This window comes from Streptomyces sp. NPDC059861, assembly GCF_042731435.1.
In the GTDB taxonomy this organism is placed as follows: Bacteria; Actinomycetota; Actinomycetes; order Streptomycetales; family Streptomycetaceae; genus Streptomyces.
This window is the reverse complement of sequence record NZ_JBHWJQ010000029.1, coordinates 16,293-35,447: the sequence shown is the minus strand read 5'-3', so window position 1 is coordinate 35,447 and position 19,155 is coordinate 16,293. Positions and strand designations below refer to the sequence as shown.

General features: G+C 71.5%; 18 protein-coding genes. 8 read left to right on the top strand and 10 right to left on the bottom strand.

The window, feature by feature from the left end; all coding sequences use genetic code 11:
* Positions 1 to 39 precede the first annotated feature (39 nt).
* The 3 genes from ACFV6X_RS24060 to ACFV6X_RS24050 all read right to left on the bottom strand — a co-directional run bounded on the left by ACFV6X_RS24060 (position 40) and on the right by ACFV6X_RS24050 (position 3,762).
* Entirely contained in the window at positions 40 to 1,260 is a 1,221-nt protein-coding gene (locus ACFV6X_RS24060) for an Ig-like domain-containing protein (RefSeq protein WP_385386609.1), read from the bottom strand.
* A gap of 143 nt (positions 1,261 to 1,403) precedes the next feature.
* A complete protein-coding gene (locus tag ACFV6X_RS24055; RefSeq protein ID WP_385386607.1) occupies positions 1,404 to 2,432 on the bottom strand; it encodes a P1 family peptidase in 1,029 nt (342 codons plus the stop codon).
* 91 nt (positions 2,433 to 2,523) lie between these two features.
* Positions 2,524 to 3,762 carry a low temperature requirement protein A gene (locus tag ACFV6X_RS24050; protein ID WP_385386605.1) on the bottom strand — a complete coding sequence of 413 codons (1,239 nt, stop codon included), beginning with the start codon at positions 3,760 to 3,762 and terminating at the stop codon, positions 2,524 to 2,526.
* 98 nt (positions 3,763 to 3,860) lie between these two features.
* On the opposite strand from ACFV6X_RS24050, the gene ACFV6X_RS24045 reads away from it, so the two are divergent.
* Complete coding sequence (locus ACFV6X_RS24045) at positions 3,861 to 4,043, top strand: hypothetical protein (RefSeq protein ID WP_385386603.1); 183 nt, start codon at positions 3,861 to 3,863, stop codon at positions 4,041 to 4,043.
* A 40-nt stretch (positions 4,044 to 4,083) separates the two neighbouring features.
* On the opposite strand, the gene mscL is transcribed toward ACFV6X_RS24045, so the two are convergent.
* The 6 genes from mscL to ACFV6X_RS24015 all read right to left on the bottom strand — a co-directional run bounded on the left by mscL (position 4,084) and on the right by ACFV6X_RS24015 (position 9,803).
* Positions 4,084 to 4,569, bottom strand: coding sequence for a large conductance mechanosensitive channel protein MscL (mscL, locus tag ACFV6X_RS24040; protein WP_385386601.1), 486 nt, complete (start codon positions 4,567 to 4,569; stop codon positions 4,084 to 4,086).
* A 141-nt stretch (positions 4,570 to 4,710) separates the two neighbouring features.
* Positions 4,711 to 5,301: a hypothetical protein gene (locus ACFV6X_RS24035; RefSeq protein WP_385386599.1), complete on the bottom strand. Its 591-nt coding sequence runs from the start codon at positions 5,299 to 5,301 to the stop codon at positions 4,711 to 4,713.
* Positions 5,302 to 5,452: 151 nt separating this feature from the next.
* The gene (locus tag ACFV6X_RS24030) at positions 5,453 to 6,286 is read right to left on the bottom strand and encodes an S-methyl-5'-thioadenosine phosphorylase (protein WP_385386597.1); all 834 of its coding nucleotides are present in this window, start codon (positions 6,284 to 6,286) and stop codon (positions 5,453 to 5,455) included.
* Positions 6,287 to 6,392: 106 nt separating this feature from the next.
* Positions 6,393 to 6,710: an FmdB family zinc ribbon protein gene (locus ACFV6X_RS24025; protein ID WP_385386595.1), complete on the bottom strand. Its 318-nt coding sequence runs from the start codon at positions 6,708 to 6,710 to the stop codon at positions 6,393 to 6,395.
* Positions 6,711 to 6,777: 67 nt separating this feature from the next.
* Entirely contained in the window at positions 6,778 to 8,052 is a 1,275-nt protein-coding gene (locus ACFV6X_RS24020) for an MFS transporter (protein WP_385386593.1), read from the bottom strand.
* A gap of 251 nt (positions 8,053 to 8,303) precedes the next feature.
* Entirely contained in the window at positions 8,304 to 9,803 is a 1,500-nt protein-coding gene (locus tag ACFV6X_RS24015) for a potassium/proton antiporter (protein WP_385386731.1), read from the bottom strand.
* Between the two features lie 200 nt (positions 9,804 to 10,003).
* On the opposite strand from ACFV6X_RS24015, the gene ACFV6X_RS24010 reads away from it, so the two are divergent.
* Complete coding sequence (locus ACFV6X_RS24010; RefSeq protein ID WP_385386591.1) at positions 10,004 to 12,814, top strand: penicillin acylase family protein; 2,811 nt, start codon at positions 10,004 to 10,006, stop codon at positions 12,812 to 12,814.
* Between the two features lie 79 nt (positions 12,815 to 12,893).
* On the opposite strand, the gene ACFV6X_RS24005 is transcribed toward ACFV6X_RS24010, so the two are convergent.
* Positions 12,894 to 13,520: a 5-formyltetrahydrofolate cyclo-ligase gene (locus ACFV6X_RS24005; protein ID WP_385386589.1), complete on the bottom strand. Its 627-nt coding sequence runs from the start codon at positions 13,518 to 13,520 to the stop codon at positions 12,894 to 12,896.
* 94 nt (positions 13,521 to 13,614) lie between these two features.
* On the opposite strand from ACFV6X_RS24005, the gene galU reads away from it, so the two are divergent.
* From galU to glpR, 6 genes are all read left to right on the top strand, one after another.
* Entirely contained in the window at positions 13,615 to 14,517 is a 903-nt protein-coding gene (gene galU / locus ACFV6X_RS24000) for a UTP--glucose-1-phosphate uridylyltransferase GalU (RefSeq protein ID WP_385386587.1), read from the top strand.
* Positions 14,518 to 14,521: 4 nt separating this feature from the next.
* Positions 14,522 to 15,844 carry a gephyrin-like molybdotransferase Glp gene (glp, locus tag ACFV6X_RS23995; RefSeq protein WP_365452986.1) on the top strand — a complete coding sequence of 441 codons (1,323 nt, stop codon included), beginning with the start codon at positions 14,522 to 14,524 and terminating at the stop codon, positions 15,842 to 15,844.
* Positions 15,845 to 15,927: 83 nt separating this feature from the next.
* Complete coding sequence (moaC, locus tag ACFV6X_RS23990; RefSeq protein ID WP_365452989.1) at positions 15,928 to 16,440, top strand: cyclic pyranopterin monophosphate synthase MoaC; 513 nt, start codon at positions 15,928 to 15,930, stop codon at positions 16,438 to 16,440.
* A complete protein-coding gene (locus ACFV6X_RS23985; protein WP_385386585.1) occupies positions 16,437 to 16,973 on the top strand; it encodes a molybdenum cofactor biosynthesis protein B in 537 nt (178 codons plus the stop codon). The genes moaC and ACFV6X_RS23985 overlap by 4 nt, the downstream gene beginning before the upstream one ends.
* Positions 16,974 to 16,996: 23 nt before the next feature.
* On the top strand, positions 16,997 to 17,647 hold the full coding sequence (locus tag ACFV6X_RS23980; RefSeq protein WP_385386729.1) for a GNAT family N-acetyltransferase: 651 nt from the start codon (positions 16,997 to 16,999) through the stop codon (positions 17,645 to 17,647).
* A gap of 185 nt (positions 17,648 to 17,832) precedes the next feature.
* Entirely contained in the window at positions 17,833 to 19,101 is a 1,269-nt protein-coding gene (gene glpR / locus ACFV6X_RS23975; RefSeq protein ID WP_385386583.1) for a gephyrin-like molybdotransferase receptor GlpR, read from the top strand.
* Positions 19,102 to 19,155: the final 54 nt, after the last annotated feature.

Here is a 19,155-nt window from a genome sequence, read left to right as displayed (position 1 = left end):
CGCGACCCGACATCCCGTCAAAAACCGCTGGTGAAACGGTCAGTCGCCGCTTCCGGCGGTCCACTCGCGCCACGCCATGTTCCAGCCGTTGAGGCCGTTGTCCGGCGCCACGGTGGAGTCGGCGGAGTTCTTCACGATCACGACGTCCCCGAGGGTGGAGTTGTCGTAGAACCACTTGGCCGGAGTGTCGCCCCGCCCGCCCTGCACGTCCTGGAGCCCGACGCAGCCGTGGCTGGAACCGTAGCGACCGAAGGGCGGGTTGGACTGCTTGTACCAGTAGTTGCCGTGGATGAACGTGCCGGACGTGGTCAGCCGCATCGCGTGCGGCACGTCCGGGATGTCGTAGGCGTCGGCGAGGTCGACCGTGCGGCTGTCCATCCGCGTCTCCGCCAGCTTCTCCGAGATCACCATCTGCCCGTTGTACGTGGTGAACTCCGGGCTGCCCGCCGAGATCGGGATCGTCCGGACCGTCCGGCCGTCGCGCACCACCGTCATCGTCTGCGTGGCCGCGTCCACCGTGGAGACCTGCGAGCGCCCGATCGTGAAGGTGACCGTCTTCTGCTGCACTCCGTAGACGCCGTTGGCGCCCTCCACCCCGTCCAGGTCGATCTTCATGGTGACCTTGGAGCCGGCCTTCCAGTACTCCTCCGGCCGGAAGTCGAGCCGCTGCTCCCCGAACCAGTGCCCGGCCACCTTCTGCCCACTGCTCGACGTGACCGTGATGTGTGACTGCACGGCCTTACGGTCGCTGATCGCCTTGTCGAACCTGAAGGACACCGGCATCCCGACCCCGACCGTCGTGCCGTCGTCCGGTGTGTACGTCCCGATGAAGCTGTTGGCCGTCGTCACGGTCGTGAACGTGGAGTCGGCGGCGACGGACTTGCCGTCCGCGTCCTTCGCGGTCGCCGCTATCTCGTACTTCGTCCCCCGCTCCAGCTGCTCCTTCGGCTTCCAGCTGGCGCCGTCCGCGGAGACCGTCCCCGGCACGGCCTGGCCCGTGTCGGCCACCGTCATCCTCACCTCGGTCAGCTTCCCGTCGCTGACCTTCACACCGGTCGAGTTGATCGACGCGCCGGTCGAACCGTCCTTTGCCGAGATGGCGATCCGCGCCGCCGAGTTCTTCGCCCCGGTGCCGTCGCCGTCCTTGCCGTCATTACTGGCCTTGGCGCTGCCCGTGCAGGCGGTGAGGGCGAGGGCGCCGACCACCAGGGCGGCACCGGCCACCAGCGTGCGCCGCGTTGCTGTGTCCGGTGTTGTCACGGGCTGCTCCAGGTTCGTGTGAAGTGGGTGATCCGCTCCGATGCGTGGAGAAAGAGGGGACCGGGGACCGGTCGGGTTCCCTCCACCCGAAAGATGCGTCATCACGTGACAGAACCGGGACAATCACAGACCGCGTGGACCGCTCAACTCCTCCCGTACAGCTCCGAGTACGAGGGCCAGACCCCGCCCTCCGTCGTCACCGGATCGGCCGCCCGCACCGCCCGCACGATCGCGCGGGTCACCAGGTCCGCGCCGGCCGCCAGGATCTCGTTCAGGGCCAGCGGCCGGGCGGCGTCGAGTCCGCGTTTCCCGGTCGCCAGCGCGAAGACCGTGTCACCGTCGTGCAGCAGATGCACCGGTCGAACCGCCCGCGCGATGCCGTCGTGTGCCGTCCCCGCCAGCTTCTGGGCCTGCGCCTTCGACAGGTCCGCGTCCGTGGCGACGACCGCGAGCGTGGTGTTCAGCGGGGGCGGCGCGTTGCGCGCCGCGCTCTCGGCGAGCCGCGTGCGGGCCGCCTCGTGCGTCCGCTCCTGCGGGTAGGTCACCCGACCCTGGAACAACTGCCCGTACAGCACTCCCGTCTCCGGATCCGTCACCGATCCCGCCGCGTTGGCCACCACCAGCGCGGCTACTGTGATCCCCGAGTCGAGGAGGACGCTCGCGGTGCCGACCCCGCCCTTCATCACCCCGGCCACGGCACCCGTACCCGCGCCCACGGAGCCCTCCCGTACCGGCGCGCCGATCCCGCTCGCCGCGGCCGCCTCGACCGCGGCCCTGCCCAGCGCCGCGTCCGGCCTGGCACGGAAGTCGCCGCCCCGCCCCAGGTCGAACACGCACGCCGCGGGCACCACCGGCACGACGTGCGCCGGGTCCGGCCCGACCCGCACCCCGCGCCCCTGCTCCTCCAGCCAGGCCATCACGCCGGACGCCGAGTCGAGCCCGTAGGCGCTGCCGCCGGTCAGGACGACCGCCTCGGCCTTCTGCACCACGTTGCGCGGATCGAGCGCGTCGGTCTCCTTGGTGCCGGGGCCGCCGCCGCGCACGTCCACCGCTGCGGTGGCCCCGCCCTCGGGTGCGAGGACGACGGTGGTGCCGGTGAGCCAGCCGTCGCCGGTGCGCGTCGCGTGTCCCACCCGCAGGCCGGTCACGTCCGTCAGAGCATCAACTGTCATGGGGACCAGTCTCCTGCCCGCGGGCCTTTCCCCAGCGCCCGTCGCGGGAGCCGGGGCGCGCGCTCCGGGAGCCGGGCACCCGCTCGGGGAGTCAGGCGGTCGGCGTGCCCGTCCGTGCCTTGCGCGTCCGGGCGGCCCGGCGGGCCGTCAGGGTCTCCCCGGTCGCCACGGATAGCGCCGAGACGACCCCGGCCGCGAAGACCGCCCAGTGGCCCAGGAAGGAGCAGCAGATCACCAGCAACGCGGTCGTCGGCAGCACGAGTTGCTGGGCGATGCCCACCTTGAAGTGGCCCGCGTGCAGTGCCCATACCGTGAGCAGGAACAGCGCCGTCGGCAGCGTCACCGCGGCCGACGCGGACAGCGTGGAGATGTGCGCCTTGCCGACCGCCTGCTCCACCGACACCTCCAGGCCCGCGCCGATCGCGGCCGCCGAGGAGAGGATCAGGTAGTGGCCGTAACCCCAGACGAAGGACTGCCGACTGGATCGCAGGTGCCCGTGGACCGGGGCCACGAAGTAGATCCACCACGCGGAGAACACGATCAGCAGGCCGCCCGCCGCGATCGGCAGCAGTTCGCCCAGCGCGGCGTTCTCGTCCGCGCCCGTCTTGACGGCGACCGTGGCGGCGGCGATCGTCTCGCCGAGCACGATGATCGTGAACAGCCCGTACCGTTCGGCGATGTGGTGCGGATGCCATGTGGTCGGCCGGTTCCTCTCCGCGTGGAGCGGCACGCACAGCTCGGCGACCACCATCACCAGGAAGAGCCAGGGGCGGTCGGGCTTCGGCAGGAGCACGAGCCCGCACCAACCGATCTGGCAGAGCAGCACACCACCGGCGTACCGCAGCGCCGTGGTGCGCTCCGCTCCCTGGGCGGATCTCGCGGCCCGCAGCCACTGCGCGGCCATGGCGAGCCGCATCACCACGTAGCCGATCAGCACCAGCAGGAAGTCGTGGCTCTCGAAGGCCCGCGGGATCCCGGCGGCGAGCACCAGGACGCCGGCGATCTGCACCAGGGTGACCACGCGATACAGCACGTCGTCGTTGTCGTAGGCCGAGGCGAACCAGGTGAAGTTCATCCAGGCCCACCAGATGGCGAAGAACACCATCGCGTAGTTCAGGATGCCCTCGCCGGCGTGCCCCTCGGCGACGGAGTGCACCAGCTCCAGTCCGGCCTGCGCGACCGCCACGACGAAACACAGGTCGAAGAAGAGCTCCAGAGGCGTGGCGACGCGATGCGCCTCGTTGCGACCGCGGGCGGTGAGCCGGCGCAGCGGCCTCCGAGGGGCCGGCGCGCCGGACGAGGCGGGCGACGGAGTCGGACTGGACGTCATGATTCCAAGCACAGCAGATACCGGCCCGAAAATCTCCGCGAGCCTGGACGAACCAGGCAGCCCTGCCCCCGTCGGTCACCGCCCCGTACCCTGGAGGCATGAGTACCTCCGCCGCTCCCGAGCCGCGTGCGCCCAGGCCCGCGCTGATCTTCGACGACCCGCTGGACGAGCAGTCGTCGGACGACACGGATCGCGGATGGGGCGACCGGCCGCGCGGCGGGACCGACGCGGCCGAGGACCTGAGGCGTTTCCTGGACGAGAAGCCGCCCCACCACCTCTGAGCCGCCCGCAGGGCCTGGAGGGCGCGGCGGACCGCCCCCGTCAGCGCTCGGTGTGGCCCGGGCCGCGCTGCCCGCCCTGCGCCACCAGCGCGTCGCGGATCTCCTTGAGCACCTCCAGTTCGGACACCTCGATGATCTCGTGCGTGCTCTCGCGCGCCTTCCTGCGCGCCTCCTGCCGGGCAAGGTACTTCGCCATCGGCAGGACCATCAGGAAGTAGACCACCCCCGCGGTGATCACAAAGCTCAGCGCCGCTCCCAGGACGGAGCCCCAGAGGATCATGACCCCGCCGGTGACCGATCCGTCCGCCGCCTGCTCGCACGGTCCCTTGAGGCAGGAGCTGTAGCTGTCGAGGTTCTTGGTGCCGATCGCGCCGACCAGCGGGTTGATGACGCCCTTCACCACCGAGTTGACGATGTTGGTGAAGGCGGCGCCGATGACCACCGCGACCGCCAGATCGATGACGTTCCCGCGCATCAGGAAGGCCTTGAAGCCCTGCAAGACGCCCGGCTCCTTCTGCTCGCTCACCGCGTGCCCTCTCCTCATCACATGTACAGCTTGTGGAACAAACAGTTCCGCAACCTACGACAGGGCCGGGCGGCCGTGTCCAATCCCGTGGCCTCGAGGAGGGACTTGGCAGCGATTCGCGCACCACGCGCAAGACGTCGTTCAGCACAACGTCACCGCCAGCCGGGCCGTGGCGCTCGCGCCCGCCAGCCGCGCCGCGGTGGCACGCGGCACCGACAGCACGACCAGTGCCCCGCCGACGGCATCGCCGTCCAGCGGCTCGGGCACCTCGGTCACCAGCGCGCCGCGCGCGACCACCTCGGCCGCGCCGCCCGGCGCCGCCCCCTCGGCGGCGACCACGTCGACCCGGTCGCCGGGGCGCAGCAGCCGGACCGTCGCCGCGTCGGCGATCCGCACGGGCGCGGACACCCGCCGGGCGGCCCGGTGCTCCGGCGCCCGGTCCGCCGCGGGGTGCCCGTGGGCCCGCTCGTCAGCCCCCGCGCCGGCCGGGGCCCGCGGGCCGGCGGCCACGAGGGCGGCGGCGGTGAGCGCGAGCCCGAAGGCCAGAGCCCGCCGCCGATGCCGTACGAACCGGCCCAGCCGATGTCGCCCGCCGCGCACGCGAACGGGTGCGAAGTGCGGCACCTCGCGGGTCGGGGGCGCGTCCGTCCCGAGCGCGCGAGGAGAAAACGGGCCGGAGGGCCGTACGGAGGGCTGTGCGTGGGCCGGTTCGGAGGGCGCAGCGAAGGACACGGGGACCACCACCTGTGACGACGGATCGGTTGCCGCCCACGATGAGGTCTCGTGCCGCCGCCCGCTCAGGCCCGTGCACTACCGACGAGTTGTGGACAACGCCCTCACCCGAAGGGGGAGTTCCGCGCTCGGCCCCGCCGCCGGTCGCCCTCTACGGCAGCACGAACCCCGGATCCATCCCACCCAGCGCGTTCACGCACAGACAGTCCCGCTCCTCGTTCGAGGGCAGCGCCGCCACCGCGTCGAAGAGCACCCCGCGCAACCGGTCCACGTTCGCCGCGAACACCCGCAGCACCTCGTCGTGCGAGACGCCCTCCCCGGTCTCGGCGCCCGCGTCGAGGTCGGTGACCAGGTTCAGCGAGGTGTAGCAGAGCTCCAGTTCACGGGCGAGCGCCGCCTCGGGGTGGCCCGTCATGCCGACCACCGACCAACCCTGCGCCTGGTGCCACAGCGATTCGGCACGGGTGGAGAACCGGGGTCCCTCGATCACGACGAGGGCGCCGCCGTCCACCGGCTCCCAGTCCTGTCCGCGCGCGGCCTTCAGGGCGGCCGACCGTCCGGAGGGGCAGTAGGGGTCGGCCAGGGACACGTGCACCACGTTCGGCACGGTGCCGTCGGGCAGCGGCAGTCCGTCGAAGTACGTGGACGCCCTGGACTTCGTGCGATCGACGAGCTGGTCCGGGACGAGCAGCGTGCCCGGCCCGTACTCGGGGCGCAGCCCGCCCACCGCGCACGGCCCGAGCACCTGGCGCACGCCGACAGAGCGCAGCGCCCAGAGGTTGGCCCGGTAGTTGATCCGGTGGGGCGGGAGATGGTGGCCGCGGCCGTGCCGGGGCAGGAAGGCGACCCGCCGGCCGGCGATCTCGCCGAGGAAGAGGGAGTCGCTGGGGGCCCCGTACGGCGTGTCCACCTGGAGCTCGGTCACGTCGTCGAGGAACGAGTAGAAGCCTGAGCCGCCGATTACACCGATCTCTGCGTTCGCCATGACCAGCACAGTAGCCGCCGTGGGCGCGGCGGCAGGAGGGGGTGCCGCAAAGGCCGAGAACCCCACCGGCCGTAGGGCGGTGGGGTCCCGTGAGCGTGCGGGCGCCTCAGGCGGCGGTGGTGCTGGACGAGCTTCCCGTGCTCGACGCCTTCGAGTCCGAGGACGAAGACGAAGAGGACGAAGAGGACGCCGAAGAGGACGACGTCGAGGACGACCCGGTCGACGCCGGCGAGCTGCTCGACGAGGAGCCGCGGCTGTCGTTGCGGTAGAAGCCCGAGCCCTTGAAGACAATGCCGACCGCGGAGAACACCTTCTTCAGGCGTCCCTGGCAGTTGGGGCACTCGGTCAGGGCGTCGTCGGTGAACTTCTGCACCGCCTCGAGGCCCTCGCCGCACTCGGTGCACTGGTACTGGTAGGTCGGCACTGTCTTCCTCCTGGCACTCTCACTCGATGAGTGCTAACGACGGTCCATAGTGACGTATTCCTCGGGATCAGTCCACTGTGACCGGCGCGCGGTGACCGACGCCACGTGCGACGGTACGGCTCCGGGGCCGGTCGTCCAGCCGTGACCGGAGCGCGACCAGGGTCACCAGCGCGAGCGCCGTGCCCCCGAGCGGGACCAGGAATCCGGCTCCGCCCCAGAACCGGTCCTCCAACTGTCCGGCGACCGTGACGGCACCTGCCTGACCGAGCGCCACCGCGCCGGTCAGCCAGGTGAAGGCCTCGGTGCGCGCCCCGGCCGGGACCAGGTTCTCGACCAGCGTGTAGCCGGTGATGAGGGCGGGTGCCACGCACATGCCGACGAGCAGGCCGAGCCCGGCGAGCAGCAGCACCGAGTGTGCGGCCCACAGACCGGCGGCGGCCAGCGCGAGGGCGCCGTAGCCGACGACCAGGCGGCGTTGCGGGGCCGCCTTCCAGGCGACGGCGCCGCACGCGATGCCGGAGAGCATGTTGCCCGCGGCGAAGGTGCCGTACAGGGCGCCGTTCAGGCCGGGCTCGCCGATCGACTCGGTGAACGCGGCCAGCGACACCTGCATGCCGCCGAAGACGGAGCCGATGCCGAGGAACGCCACGGCCAGCACCCGCACCCCTGGGACGCGCAGCGCAAAGGCGTGCTCCACGCGCGCGTGCCCGTCGGCGCCGACCACCGGCTGCGTGCTCTTCTGCGCGGCGAACAGCAGACCGCCCACCAGAGTGAGCGCAGCCTCGGTCACCAGGCCCGCCGCCGGGTCGACGGCGGTGCACAGGGCGGTGGCCAGCAGCGGGCCGACGACGAAGGTCAGCTCGTCCGTGACGGACTCGAAGGCGGCGGCGGTGGTCATCAGGGGGGAGCCCTGGAGCTTCACGCCCCAGCGGGCGCGCACCATGGGCCCGATCTGCGGGACCGAGGCGCCGGTGGGGACGGCCGCCGCGAACACCGCCCACAGCGGGGCGTCCGCCAGCGCGAGCGCCGTCAGGGTGATGCCCGCGAGGGCGTGCACCAGCACGCCGGGGAGCAGTACGGCGCGCTGTCCGAGGCGGTCGGCCAGGCGCCCGGTCCAGGGCGCGAACAGCGCCATGGAGACGCCGGTGACGGCCGCGGCGGCGCCTGCCGCGCCGTACGAGCCGGTGGTGTGCTGCACCAGCAGCACGATGGAGATCGTCAGCATCGCGAACGGCTGGCGGGCCGCGAAGCCGGGAAGCAGGAACGTCCAGGCGCCGCGCGTGCGCAGCAGTTGCCCGTAGCCAGGGCGGGAGGACTTCGACGAGGTGACCGTGGATGCCACGGCCCTTGCCTTTCTGCCGCCTGGTAGCGCGGCCCGCTTGTGGTGGGCCGGGGCGCCGAGAGCTGTCCTCTTGCGCTGACTGCGGTAGATACCGGTGCCCACTGCGTCGAAGAGCGTTGCCGGCCGCCATACGGTTGCGCCAGCTCTGCGTCAGGCAGAGTTGGTTCGATCTGGGTGACACCTGCATCGTACAGGGGTGAACGCTTGGTACGCCTGTGAAAGCGAGCACCATCGACCTCGCCCACCTGCGATTAGCTCGATCCGTTCGTCCCCAGCCATCCGGCCAGCTTGCCCCCGCGTCCGACCGCCCGCAGCCGCCGCTCGGCCGCGTCCCGGACCGGGTCCGTGGCCACCACGAGCAGTTCGTCGCCCCGGCGCAGCACGGTCGTCGGCAGCGGCACGAAGGACGTGCCCTCCCGTACGACGAGGGTGACCGCGGCCCCGGCGGGCAGCCGCAGCTCGTTGATCTCGACGCCGTGCATCTTCGACCTGCGCGGGATGCTGACGGAGAGCAGATGCCCGCGCAGCTGCTCCAGGGGCGCGGACTCGATGCCGAGGTCGGCGGCGGCCTCGGAGCCGTCGCGCAGGTGCAGGGTGCGGGCCAGCCAGGGCAGTGTCGGCCCCTGGAGCAGGGTGTAGACCACGACCAGTACGAAGACGATGTTGAAGATGCGACGGCTGCCGTCCACGCCGTTCACCATGGGGATGGTGGCCAGGATGATGGGCACGGCGCCGCGCAGCCCGGCCCAGGACATGAGTGCCTGCTCCTGCCACGGCACCCGGAACGGCACGAGGCAGAGCACGACGCTCAAGGGGCGCGCCACCATGGTGAGCACCAGCCCGATGAGCAGCGCGGGCAGGATGTCGTCGCCCAACTCGTGCGGGGTGACCAGCAGACCGAGCAGGACGAACATGCCGATCTGGGCGATCCAGCCGAGCCCCTCCGCGAACCCGCGCGTGGCCGGCCAGTGCGGCAGGCGTGCGTTGCCCATCACCATCGCGGCGAGATAGACGGCGAGGAAGCCGCTGCCGTGCGCCAGGGCGCCGGCGGCGTAGGCGGTGACCGCGATCGCCATCACGGCGATCGGATACAGGCCGGAGGCGGGCAGGGCCACGTGCCGCAGTCCCCAGGCGCCCAGCCAGCCCACCGCGATGCCGATGGCGGCGCCGATGGCGAGCTCCAGCAGTATCTTGCCGACCAGCACGTACCAGTGTTCGAAGGGTCCGGCCGTGGAGAACGAGACGACCAGGATGACCACGGGGGCGTCGTTGAAGCCGGACTCGGCCTCCAGCGTGCCCGTCACACGCGCGGGCAAGGGAATCTTGCGCAGCACCGAGAAGACCGCCGCCGCGTCGGTGGAGGAGACCACCGCCCCGATGATGAGTGCCTGCCGCCAGTCCAGCCCGACCAGGTGGTGCGCCGCCGTGGCGGTGACCCCGACGCTCGCCGCGACCCCGACCAGCGCCAGCGCGCTGGCGGCGGGCAGGGCGGGTTTGATCTCCTTCCACTTCGTGCCGAGGCCACCCTCGGCCAGGATCACGACCAGGGCCGCGTACCCGATGACCTGGGTCAGCTCGGCGTTGTTGAAGTGGATGTCGCCGATCCCGTCCTGGCCCATGAGGACGCCGATGCCCAGGTACACGAGCAGGCTGGGGAGCCCGCTGCGCGAGGAGATCCGAACCGCGGCCACGGCGACGAGCAGGACGAGCGAGCAGACGAGCAGGAGTTCGTTGAGGTCGTGGATGTTCAGCGGCCGGTTCCTTCCCCTGACGAAGTTACTTCGTTACCTTACCTAACTCTTGACGATTTCTTGACGCTTGCCCGGGCAAGATCGAACGTCAGGCCGTGCCGGTTCCCCACTCCGCGTCAAGGGCCGCCGGGCCCTGCGCCTATGGTTGCTCCAGCACTCCAGTACCGCCTGCCGCTCGCGTTAGGACAGCAAGGACAGCGATGCCCCCCAACACCACCGCCTCAACGGGTCAACAGCCCGGCAAGTCCGGCAGGAAGAAGGGGCGAAAAGCCCGACTGTTCGTACTCGTCCTGGTGCTGGCCATCATCGGCGGCGTCGCCTACGGCGCGTACTGGTCCATCAGCACCGTGCGTGCCTCCTTCCCGCAGACCAAGGGCTCGATCGCCCTGCAGGGCCTGACCGCGCCCGTCGACGTGAAGCGCGACGGCAACGGCATCCCGCAGATCTATGCCTCCTCCGAAGACGACCTGTTCATGGCGCAGGGCTACGTCCAGGCGCAGGACCGGTTCTACGAGATGGACGTCCGCCGGCACATGACCTCCGGGCGCCTGTCGGAGATGTTCGGCAAGAGCCAGGTCGAGAACGACGAGTTCCTGCGCACGCTGGGCTGGCAGCGGACCGCGCAGAAGGAGTACGACACCAAGCTGTCCGCCGCCACCAAGAAGTACCTCCAGGCATACGCCAAGGGGGTCAACGCCTACCTGGCGGGCAAGGACGCCGAGGACATCTCCCTGGAGTACGCGGCGCTCGGCTTCAGCAACGACTACAAGCCCGGGAAGTGGACCCCGGTCGACTCGGTGGCGTGGCTGAAGGCGATGGCCTGGGACCTGCGCGGCAACATGCAGGACGAGATCGACCGCTCCCTGATGACCAGCCGCCTCGGCCCGAAGCAGGTCGGCGACCTCTACCCGCGCTACCCGTACGACCGGAACCAGGTCGTCGTCCGGCAGGGCCAGTACGACGAGCTCAGCGCCACGTTCGACGGCGGCGCGAGCGGCACCTCCACGGAGAGCACGGACGGCGGCTCCACGGACGGCACGTCCGAAGCCCCCTCAGGCGATGCCGGGGCGTCCACGGGCACCTCGACGGACTCCTCCTCGTCCACCGACTCCTCGGGGCTCCAGAGCCAGCTGGCGGGCCTCTACGACGAGCTGGAGGACCTGCCCGAGGCCGTCGGCGTGAACGGCAACGGCATCGGCTCCAACTCGTGGGTCGTCGGCGGCGAGCACACCATCACCGGCAAGCCGCTGCTCGCCAACGACCCGCACCTGTCGGCGTCGCTGCCGTCCGTCTGGTACCAGATGGGCCTGCACTGCCGCACGGTCTCCAGCAAGTGCCAGTACGACGTCTCCGGCTACACCTTCGCGGGCATGCCGGGCGTGATAATCGGTCACAACCAGAACATCTCCTGGGGCATGACCAACTCCGGCGTCGACGTCACCGACCTCTACCTGGAGAAGCTCACCGGCGACGGCTACCTCTACGACGGCAAGGTGAAGCCGTTCACCACGTACGAGGAGACCATCCACGTCGCCGGCGGCACCCCCAAGAAGATCGTGGTCCGCGAGACCAACAGCGGCCCCCTGCTGTCCGACCGTGACGACGAGCTCGTGAAGGTCGGCCGCAAGGCCACCGTCGACACCGCGGCCCCCGACCGCGGCGACGGCTATGGCATCTCGCTGCGCTGGACCGCGCTGGAGCCGGGCAACACCATGGACGCCCTGTTCGCGATGAACAAGGCGGCCGACTGGGAAGACTTCCGCGCCGCCTCGGCCCTGTTCGAGGTGCCCTCGCAGAACCTCGTCTACGCCGACACCGAGAACCACATCGGCTACACGCTGCCCGGGAGGATCCCCACGCGCGCGAAGGGCCACGACGGCTCGATCCCGGCGCCGGGCTGGGACTCCGAGTACCGCTGGAGCGGCTACGTCGACCAGGACGAGCTGCCCTACGAGTACGACCCGGAGCGCGGCTACATCGTCACCGCCAACCAGGCCGTCGTCGGCAAGGAATACCCGTACACGCTGACCACCGACTGGGGCTACGGCACCCGGAGCCAGCGGATAAGCGACCTGATCGAGTCCAAGCTCAAGGGTGGCGGCAAGGTCTCCACCGAGGACATGCGGCAGATGCAGACGGACAACAGCAGCGAGATCGCCAAGCTGCTCGTCCCTCAGCTGCTGAAGATCGACGTCGGCGACAAGGACGTGCGCGACGCCCAGAAGCTCCTGGAGGGCTGGGACTACACCCAGGACGCCGACTCGGCGGCCGCCGCCTACTTCAACTCGGTCTGGCGCAACGTCCTCAAACTCGCGTTCGGCAACAAGCTGCCCAAGGAGCTACGGGTCCAGGGCCAGTGCCTGTGGGTCGAGCCGGTCGACACCACCGGCCCGGTGGACGACGACCGGCGGGTGCGCGAGTGCGGCCAGCGTGACACGGACCAGGCCCAGCCGGACGGCGGCGACCGCTGGTTCGAGGTGGTGCGCACCCTCATGGCCGACGAGGACAGCGACTGGTGGACCACCCCCAAGTCGGGCACCCGCCCCGGCGCCGACAACCGTGACGAGCTGTTCAAGCGTGCCATGATCGACGCCCGCTGGGAGCTGACCGCCAAGCTCGGCAAGGACATCGACAGCTGGAGCTGGGGCCGGCTGCACCGGCTGTTCCTGAAGAACCAGACCCTGGGCACCAGCGGCCCCGGATTTTTGCAGTACGTACTCAACCGCGGCCCCTGGGAGCTCGGCGGCGGTGAGGCGACGGTCAACGCGACCGGCTGGAACGCCGCGGGCGGGTACGGCGTCGTCTGGGTGCCGTCGATGCGGATGGTGGTCAACCTCGACGATTTCGACAAGTCGAAGTGGATCAACCTCAGCGGCGCCTCCGGGCATGCCTACAGCGCCCACTACACCGACCAGACGGGCAAGTGGGCCAAGGGCGAGCTGCTGGACTGGTCGTTCACGAAGCAGGCGGTCGAAACGAACACGGACGACACCCTCGTCCTGAAGCCGTGACCTCCTGACGGCGACGCCCAAGGGCCCTCCACGCGCGCGTGGAGGGCCCTTTCGCCTGCCCGGGCGTCCTGTCCGGGCCTCAGTCTCCGGGGCGTGGGAAGCGGCGCACGCCCGACGGTGTGACCACCGCGTGCACGGGCCGGTCGTGCGGCTCGGCGGGGATCCGGGGCAGGACCTCCGCGTCGTACAGCAGCACCACCAGCGCCGGACGGCCGCCCGCGCGCTCCAGCCGCGCCAGGACGCGGTCGTAGGAGCCGCCGCCGCGCCCCAGCCGCATCCCGCGCGCGTCCACCGCGAGCCCCGGCAGCAGCACCGCGTCGGCGCCCGTCACCGCGTCCGGCCCGAGCCGCTCGCCGGCGGGCTCCAAGAGCGCCATCCTGCCGCCGTGTTGCACGCGCGCGAGGGAGCCCTCCCCGGCGTAGACACCCCAGTCGAGGTCGTTGTCGGGCAGAAGCACCGGAAGCAGGACGCGCACGCCCCGCGCGCGCAGCGCGTCGAGCAGCGCGAGGGTGCCGGGCTCGGCGCCCACGGAGACGTACGCCGCCACCGTGCGCGCGTGCGCCAGCTCTTCCAGTGAGAGGGCGTTCTCCGCCAGTGCGGCCGCGGCCCCCTGCACGTCATCTGCGGGCAACCTGCTCCTCACCGCGAGGAGCTCTCGGCGCAATGTGCGCTTGTCAGGCTCGCTCGTGTGTCCGAGGTGACCCATGCGTCGCTCCCGTTCCGCGATCAAAGTGCTCATATGAGTGCGTACTGACCGGAACAGCGGATTCCCCGCAAAGTCACCGGATATGGTTGCGAGCATGACTCAGGCGCAACCACGGATCAGCAAGGCTGTCATTCCCGCAGCGGGCCTCGGCACCCGGTTCCTGCCGGCCACCAAAGCCACTCCCAAGGAGATGCTGCCGGTGGTCGACAAGCCGGCGATCCAGTACGTGGTCGAAGAGGCCGTCGCGGCCGGTCTCGACGATGTCCTCATGATCACCGGTCGCAACAAGCGCCCTCTCGAGGACCACTTCGACCGCAACTACGAGCTCGAGTCGGCTCTGGGCAAGAAGGGCGACGCCGCGCGGCTGGCCAAGGTCCAGGAGTCGAGCGACCTCGCGACCATGCACTACGTGCGCCAGGGCGACCCCAGGGGTCTCGGTCACGCCGTCCTGTGCGCGGCCCCCCACGTCGGCGACGAGCCCTTCGCGGTGCTCCTCGGCGACGACCTCATCGACCCGCGCGACCCCCTCCTGCAGCGCATGATCGAGGTCCAGGAGCGGCACGGCGGCAGTGTGATCGCGCTCATGGAGGTGGCGCCCGAGCAGATCCACCTCTACGGCTGCGCCGCCGTCGAGGCCACCGAGGACGCCGACGTGGTGAAGGTGAGCGACCTGGTCGAGAAGCCGGACGCCGCCGACGCCCCCTCGAACTACGCCATCATCGGCCGCTACGTCCTCGACCCGGGTATCTTCGGCGTACTGCGCGAGACCGAGCCCGGCCGCGGCGGTGAGATCCAGATCACGGACGCCCTCCAGCAGCTCGCCGCCGACGAGAAGGTGGGCGGCCCGGTGCACGGCGTCGTCTTCAAGGGCCGCCGCTATGACACCGGGGACCGCGGCGACTACCTGCGTGCCATTGTCCGACTCGCGTGCGAACGTGAGGACCTGGGCCCGGACTTCCGGACCTGGCTTCGCAGTTACGTCACCGAGGAGATGTAGCCACTTGAGCACCGCCGCGCCCCGCGCCACCGGCCAGGACCACCTGTGGTCGGTGGACGAACACCTGGAGGACATCCTCGAGACCGTCCGCCCCCTCGAACCCATCGAGCTGCAACTGCTCGACGCCCAGGGCTGCGTCCTGGTCGAGGACGTCACGGTGCCGGTCTCCCTGCCGCCGTTCGACAACAGCTCCATGGACGGGTACGCGGTACGGGTCGCGGATGTCGCGGGCGCGAACGAGGAGTTCCCGGCGGTCCTGGAGGTCGTCGGGGACGTCGCCGCGGGCCAGGCGGAGCTCCTGACCGTGGGGCCGGGCCAGGCAGCGCGCATCATGACCGGCGCCCCGCTGCCGCCCGGCGCGGAGACGGTGGTTCCCGTGGAGTGGACCGACGGCGGCCTCGGCGAGGGCCCCGTCACCGGAATGCGGGCCCGCAGCCTCGGCCCCGAGGACGCCTCCGGGCAGGTGCGTGTGCACCGGCCGGCCGAGGCACGCGCGCACGTGCGCCCGAAGGGCAGCGACGTGAAGGCCGGCGACCGCGCCCTGGACGCGGGCACCGTCCTCGGCCCGCCGCAGATCGCGCTGCTCGCCGCGATCGGCCGCGGCACCGTACGCGTGCGCCCGCGTCCTCGCGTGGTGGTGCTCTCCACCGGCAGCGAGCTCGTCCAGCCCGGCGAGGAACTGGGCAGTGGCCAGATCCACGACTCCAACAGCTTCGCCCTCACCGCGGCCGCCCGCGACGCCGGAGCCATCGCCTACCGGGTGGGCGCCGTCGCCGACGACGTCGAGACCCTGCGCACCACCATCGAGGACCAGCTCGTCCGCGCCGACCTGATGGTCACCACGGGCGGCGTGAGCGTCGGGGCGTACGACGTCGTCAAGGAGGCCCTGTCCCACGTCGGCGACGAGGACGAACCGGGCAGCGGCATCGAGTTCCGCAGGCTCGCGATGCAGCCCGGAAAGCCCCAGGGCTTCGGCTCCATCGGCCCCGACCACACGCCGCTGCTGGCCCTCCCCGGCAACCCGGTGTCGTCGTACGTCTCCTTCGAACTGTTCGTCCGCCCCGCGATCCGGACCCTCATGGGGCTTCCCGAGGTGCACCGTCCGCGGAGCCGGGCGACCCTGACGGCCGACAAGGCACTGACCTCGCCGAAGGGCCGCCGGCAGTTCCTGCGCGGCAGTTACGCCGACGGCCGGGTGACGCCGGTCGGCGGGGCCGGCTCCCACCTGGTCGCCGCCCTCGCGCACGCCGACGCGCTGATCGTCGTACCGGAGGACACGGAGTCCGTCGAGCCGGGTGCCGAGGTCGAGGTGGTCCTGCTCGGCTGACCGCCCCAGGTTGGCGGTACCGTGTCGCGCACAACAGGTCCGTGCGCCGCACCGCGACGGGCCCGGACCGGGAGCGCCACACCATGACCGTGCCTTCCCGGGGGGCGACCCCCGGACCGCCTGCGCAGGACCACCTGACGCACCTCGACGACGCGGGCGCCGCCCGCATGGTCGACGTCTCGGACAAGGACGTCACCGCGCGCACCGCGCGCGCGAGCGGACGCGTCCTCGTCTCGCCCCGCGTGATCGAGCTGCTGCGCGGCGAAGGGGTCCCCAAGGGCGACGCCCTCGCCACCGCGCGGATCGCGGGGATCATGGGCGCCAAGCGGACGCCGGACCTGATCCCACTGTGCCACCCGTTGTCGGTGTCGGGTGTGACACTGGATCTGTCGGTCGCGGACGACGCCGTGGAGATCCACGCCACGGTGCGCACGACGGATCGCACGGGCGTCGAGATGGAGGCCCTCACCGCGGTCTCCGTCGCCGCGCTCACCGTGATCGACATGGTCAAGGCGGTCGACAAGGGAGCGGTCATCACGGACGTACGGGTGGAGGAGAAGACGGGCGGCAAGTCGGGCGACTGGAGCAGGTCATGACTGCCGACGCCGGGATCGGCGGTGCGCTCCCCGCGCCGTACGCCGCGCTGGTGATCACCGCCTCCAACCGGGCCGCCGCCGGGGTCTACGAGGACAAGGGCGGCCCGCTGATCGCGGACGGCCTCAGAGGCCTCGGGTTCGCCGTCGACGGCCCGCAGGTGGTCCCGGACGGGGATCCGGTGCAGGCCGCGCTGCGGGCGGGCGTGGACGCCGGGTACGACGTGATCGTCACCACGGGCGGCACCGGCATCTCGCCCACCGACCGCACGCCTGAGGCCACGCGCGCCGTGCTCGACCACGAGGTGCCGGGCATCGCCGAGGCGATCCGGGCGTACGGCCGGGACAAGGTGCCCACCGCCGCGCTCTCCCGGGGACTGGCGGGAGTGGCGGGCGGGACGCTGATCGTCAACCTGCCCGGTTCGTCGGGCGGCGTGCGCGACGGACTGGCCGTGCTGGAGCCCCTGCTGATCCACGCCGTCGACCAGGTCCGCGGCGGTGACCACCCCAGACCCTCCGGTGGGGGTGCGAGCTGAACAGCCCAACCTGGCCCGTCGAACTGGTGGAGGGCGATGTCGTCCTCCGGCCGATAAAGCTGCGTGACCAGCGGGCCTGGCGTGAGGTCAACCGGCGCAACCGCGACTGGCTGCGCCCCTGGGAGGCGACCATCCCGCCGCCCACGCCCAGCGGGCCGATCACGCACCGGCCGACGTACCGACAGATGGTCCGCCATCTGCGGTCAGAGGCGAGCGCGGGCCGGATGCTGCCGTTCGTCATCGAGTACCAGGGGCGGCTCGTCGGGCAGTTGACGGTCGCCGGGATCACCTGGGGCTCCATGTGCTCGGGGCACGTCGGTTACTGGGTGGACGAGTCGGTGGCCGGCCGTGGCGTGATGCCGACGGCCGTGGCCCTCGCCGTCGACCACTGTTTCCGGACCGTCGGCCTCCACCGCATCGAGGTCTGCATTCGCCCGGAGAACGGGCCCAGCCGCCGTGTGGTGGAGAAACTCGGATTCCGCGAGGAGGGCCTCCGGCCCCGTTATCTCCACATCGACGGCGCCTGGCGGGACCATCTCGTCTTCGCGCTCACGGCGGAGGAAGTCCCCGAGGGGCTGCTGCCCCGCTGGCGCCGGTCCCGCACACGGAACACCCCGGGGAACGCGCAGGACCTGCCCCGGAACTCGCAGAACGCCCCGGGGAATCCCGCCTGACTCCGAAATTGAATACGTGTTCGAAAATGATCGGTTGATGACCGGTCCGGGGGCATTGAATTCGCGGGTGCGCCAGCCTGCTGATCGCATCGGTCACAAAAAAAGCTCGAAATATCAGCCAGATCGTGCGACACACCGGCTCAATTGGCAGATGGCCTCACGCAAACCCCTCTACCGTGTGAGGCGTGAGCAGCAGCGGCCTCATCTACGCAGTCATTGTCGGGGCCTGGGCCGCCTACTTGGTGCCGATGTGGCTCCGTAGGCAGGACGAGCTGAACGAGGCCCGTCCGACGGAACGCTTCAGCACAGCCATCCGGTTGCTGTCCGGACGGGCGGGCATGGAGCGCCGGTACGCCAAGGACCTGCGGGCGCGCTCCACCGACGAGGGGGAGCCAGGCTTCGACGACCCGGACGCGGTCACCGACTCGGTGGACGTCCGGGCCTTCGCCATGCCTCCGACCCGCCCGCAGACGGGCGCCGTCACGGCGGCGGCGCCCAAAGCCGCGCCGGCGTCCGAGGCGCGCGCGACCGGCACCGCCCCGGCCCGGGCAGACGTGTCCACGCCCCCACCCCCACGCAAGCCGGTCCCGCCGGCCCCTCGCACACCCGGTGCGGAGGCGGCCGCGGCACGCGCCCGGCGTACCAAGGTGCTGGCGCGCCGCAGGCGCACCACCATCATGCTCTTCCTCGCCTTCACGCTCGGCGCGGTCGTCGCGGCCGTCGGTGGCCTCACGTTCCTGTGGGCGCCCGGTGTGCCCGCCGTGCTGCTCAGCGGATACATCGTGTATCTGCGGGCACAGGAGCGCCGCCGGTTCGCCTACCAGATGGACCGGCGCCAGGCGGAGGCCGCGGCGCAACGGCTCCGTGACCGGGCGCGCCAGCCGCGCCGGCACGCGGTGGCCGAGACCGAGGCCGACGAGCCCGAGGAGGGGCACGAACCGGAGACCGACGCCGGGCTGTCGGCGCTGGCCGCGGACCGGCGGGCACTGGTGGAGCAGACCGACCACGCCGAGTGGGTCGACCAGCAGCGGGAGCGGCAGCGGCGGCCCGGGCACGGGGAGAGCTGGGACCCCGTGCCGGTGCCGTTGCCGACGTACGTGACGGCGCCGGTCGCGCCGCGCGCGACGCCGGAGGTGGATCTCGGGGCCCCGGACGCCTGGAGCTCGGCGCGGTCGAGCCCGGTGGCGCAGGGGCAGGAGGCCGCCGCGGGCTCGCGGGAGCCCGCCTCCCGGACGCCTGCCTCCGCCTCCTCGGCCGACCATGCAGCGGGGGAGCCGGAGCGGACGCGGGCGGCGGACGGCGCGGCGGAGGGCGCGGCGGACAAGGCGGACGGTGAGGGGCGCGGGGACGCGCGGCGCCGGGCGGCCTCGGCGCGGCGGGCACGGGAGCGCGGCCGCACGCCGCTGTTCGACCAGTACGAAGAGGGGGAGCGGCCGCGGGCGGCCAACGAGTAGCCCGCCCGGCTCCGGCCCCGGGTCCAGCGGGAACGGATTTCCAAGCACCCCGAC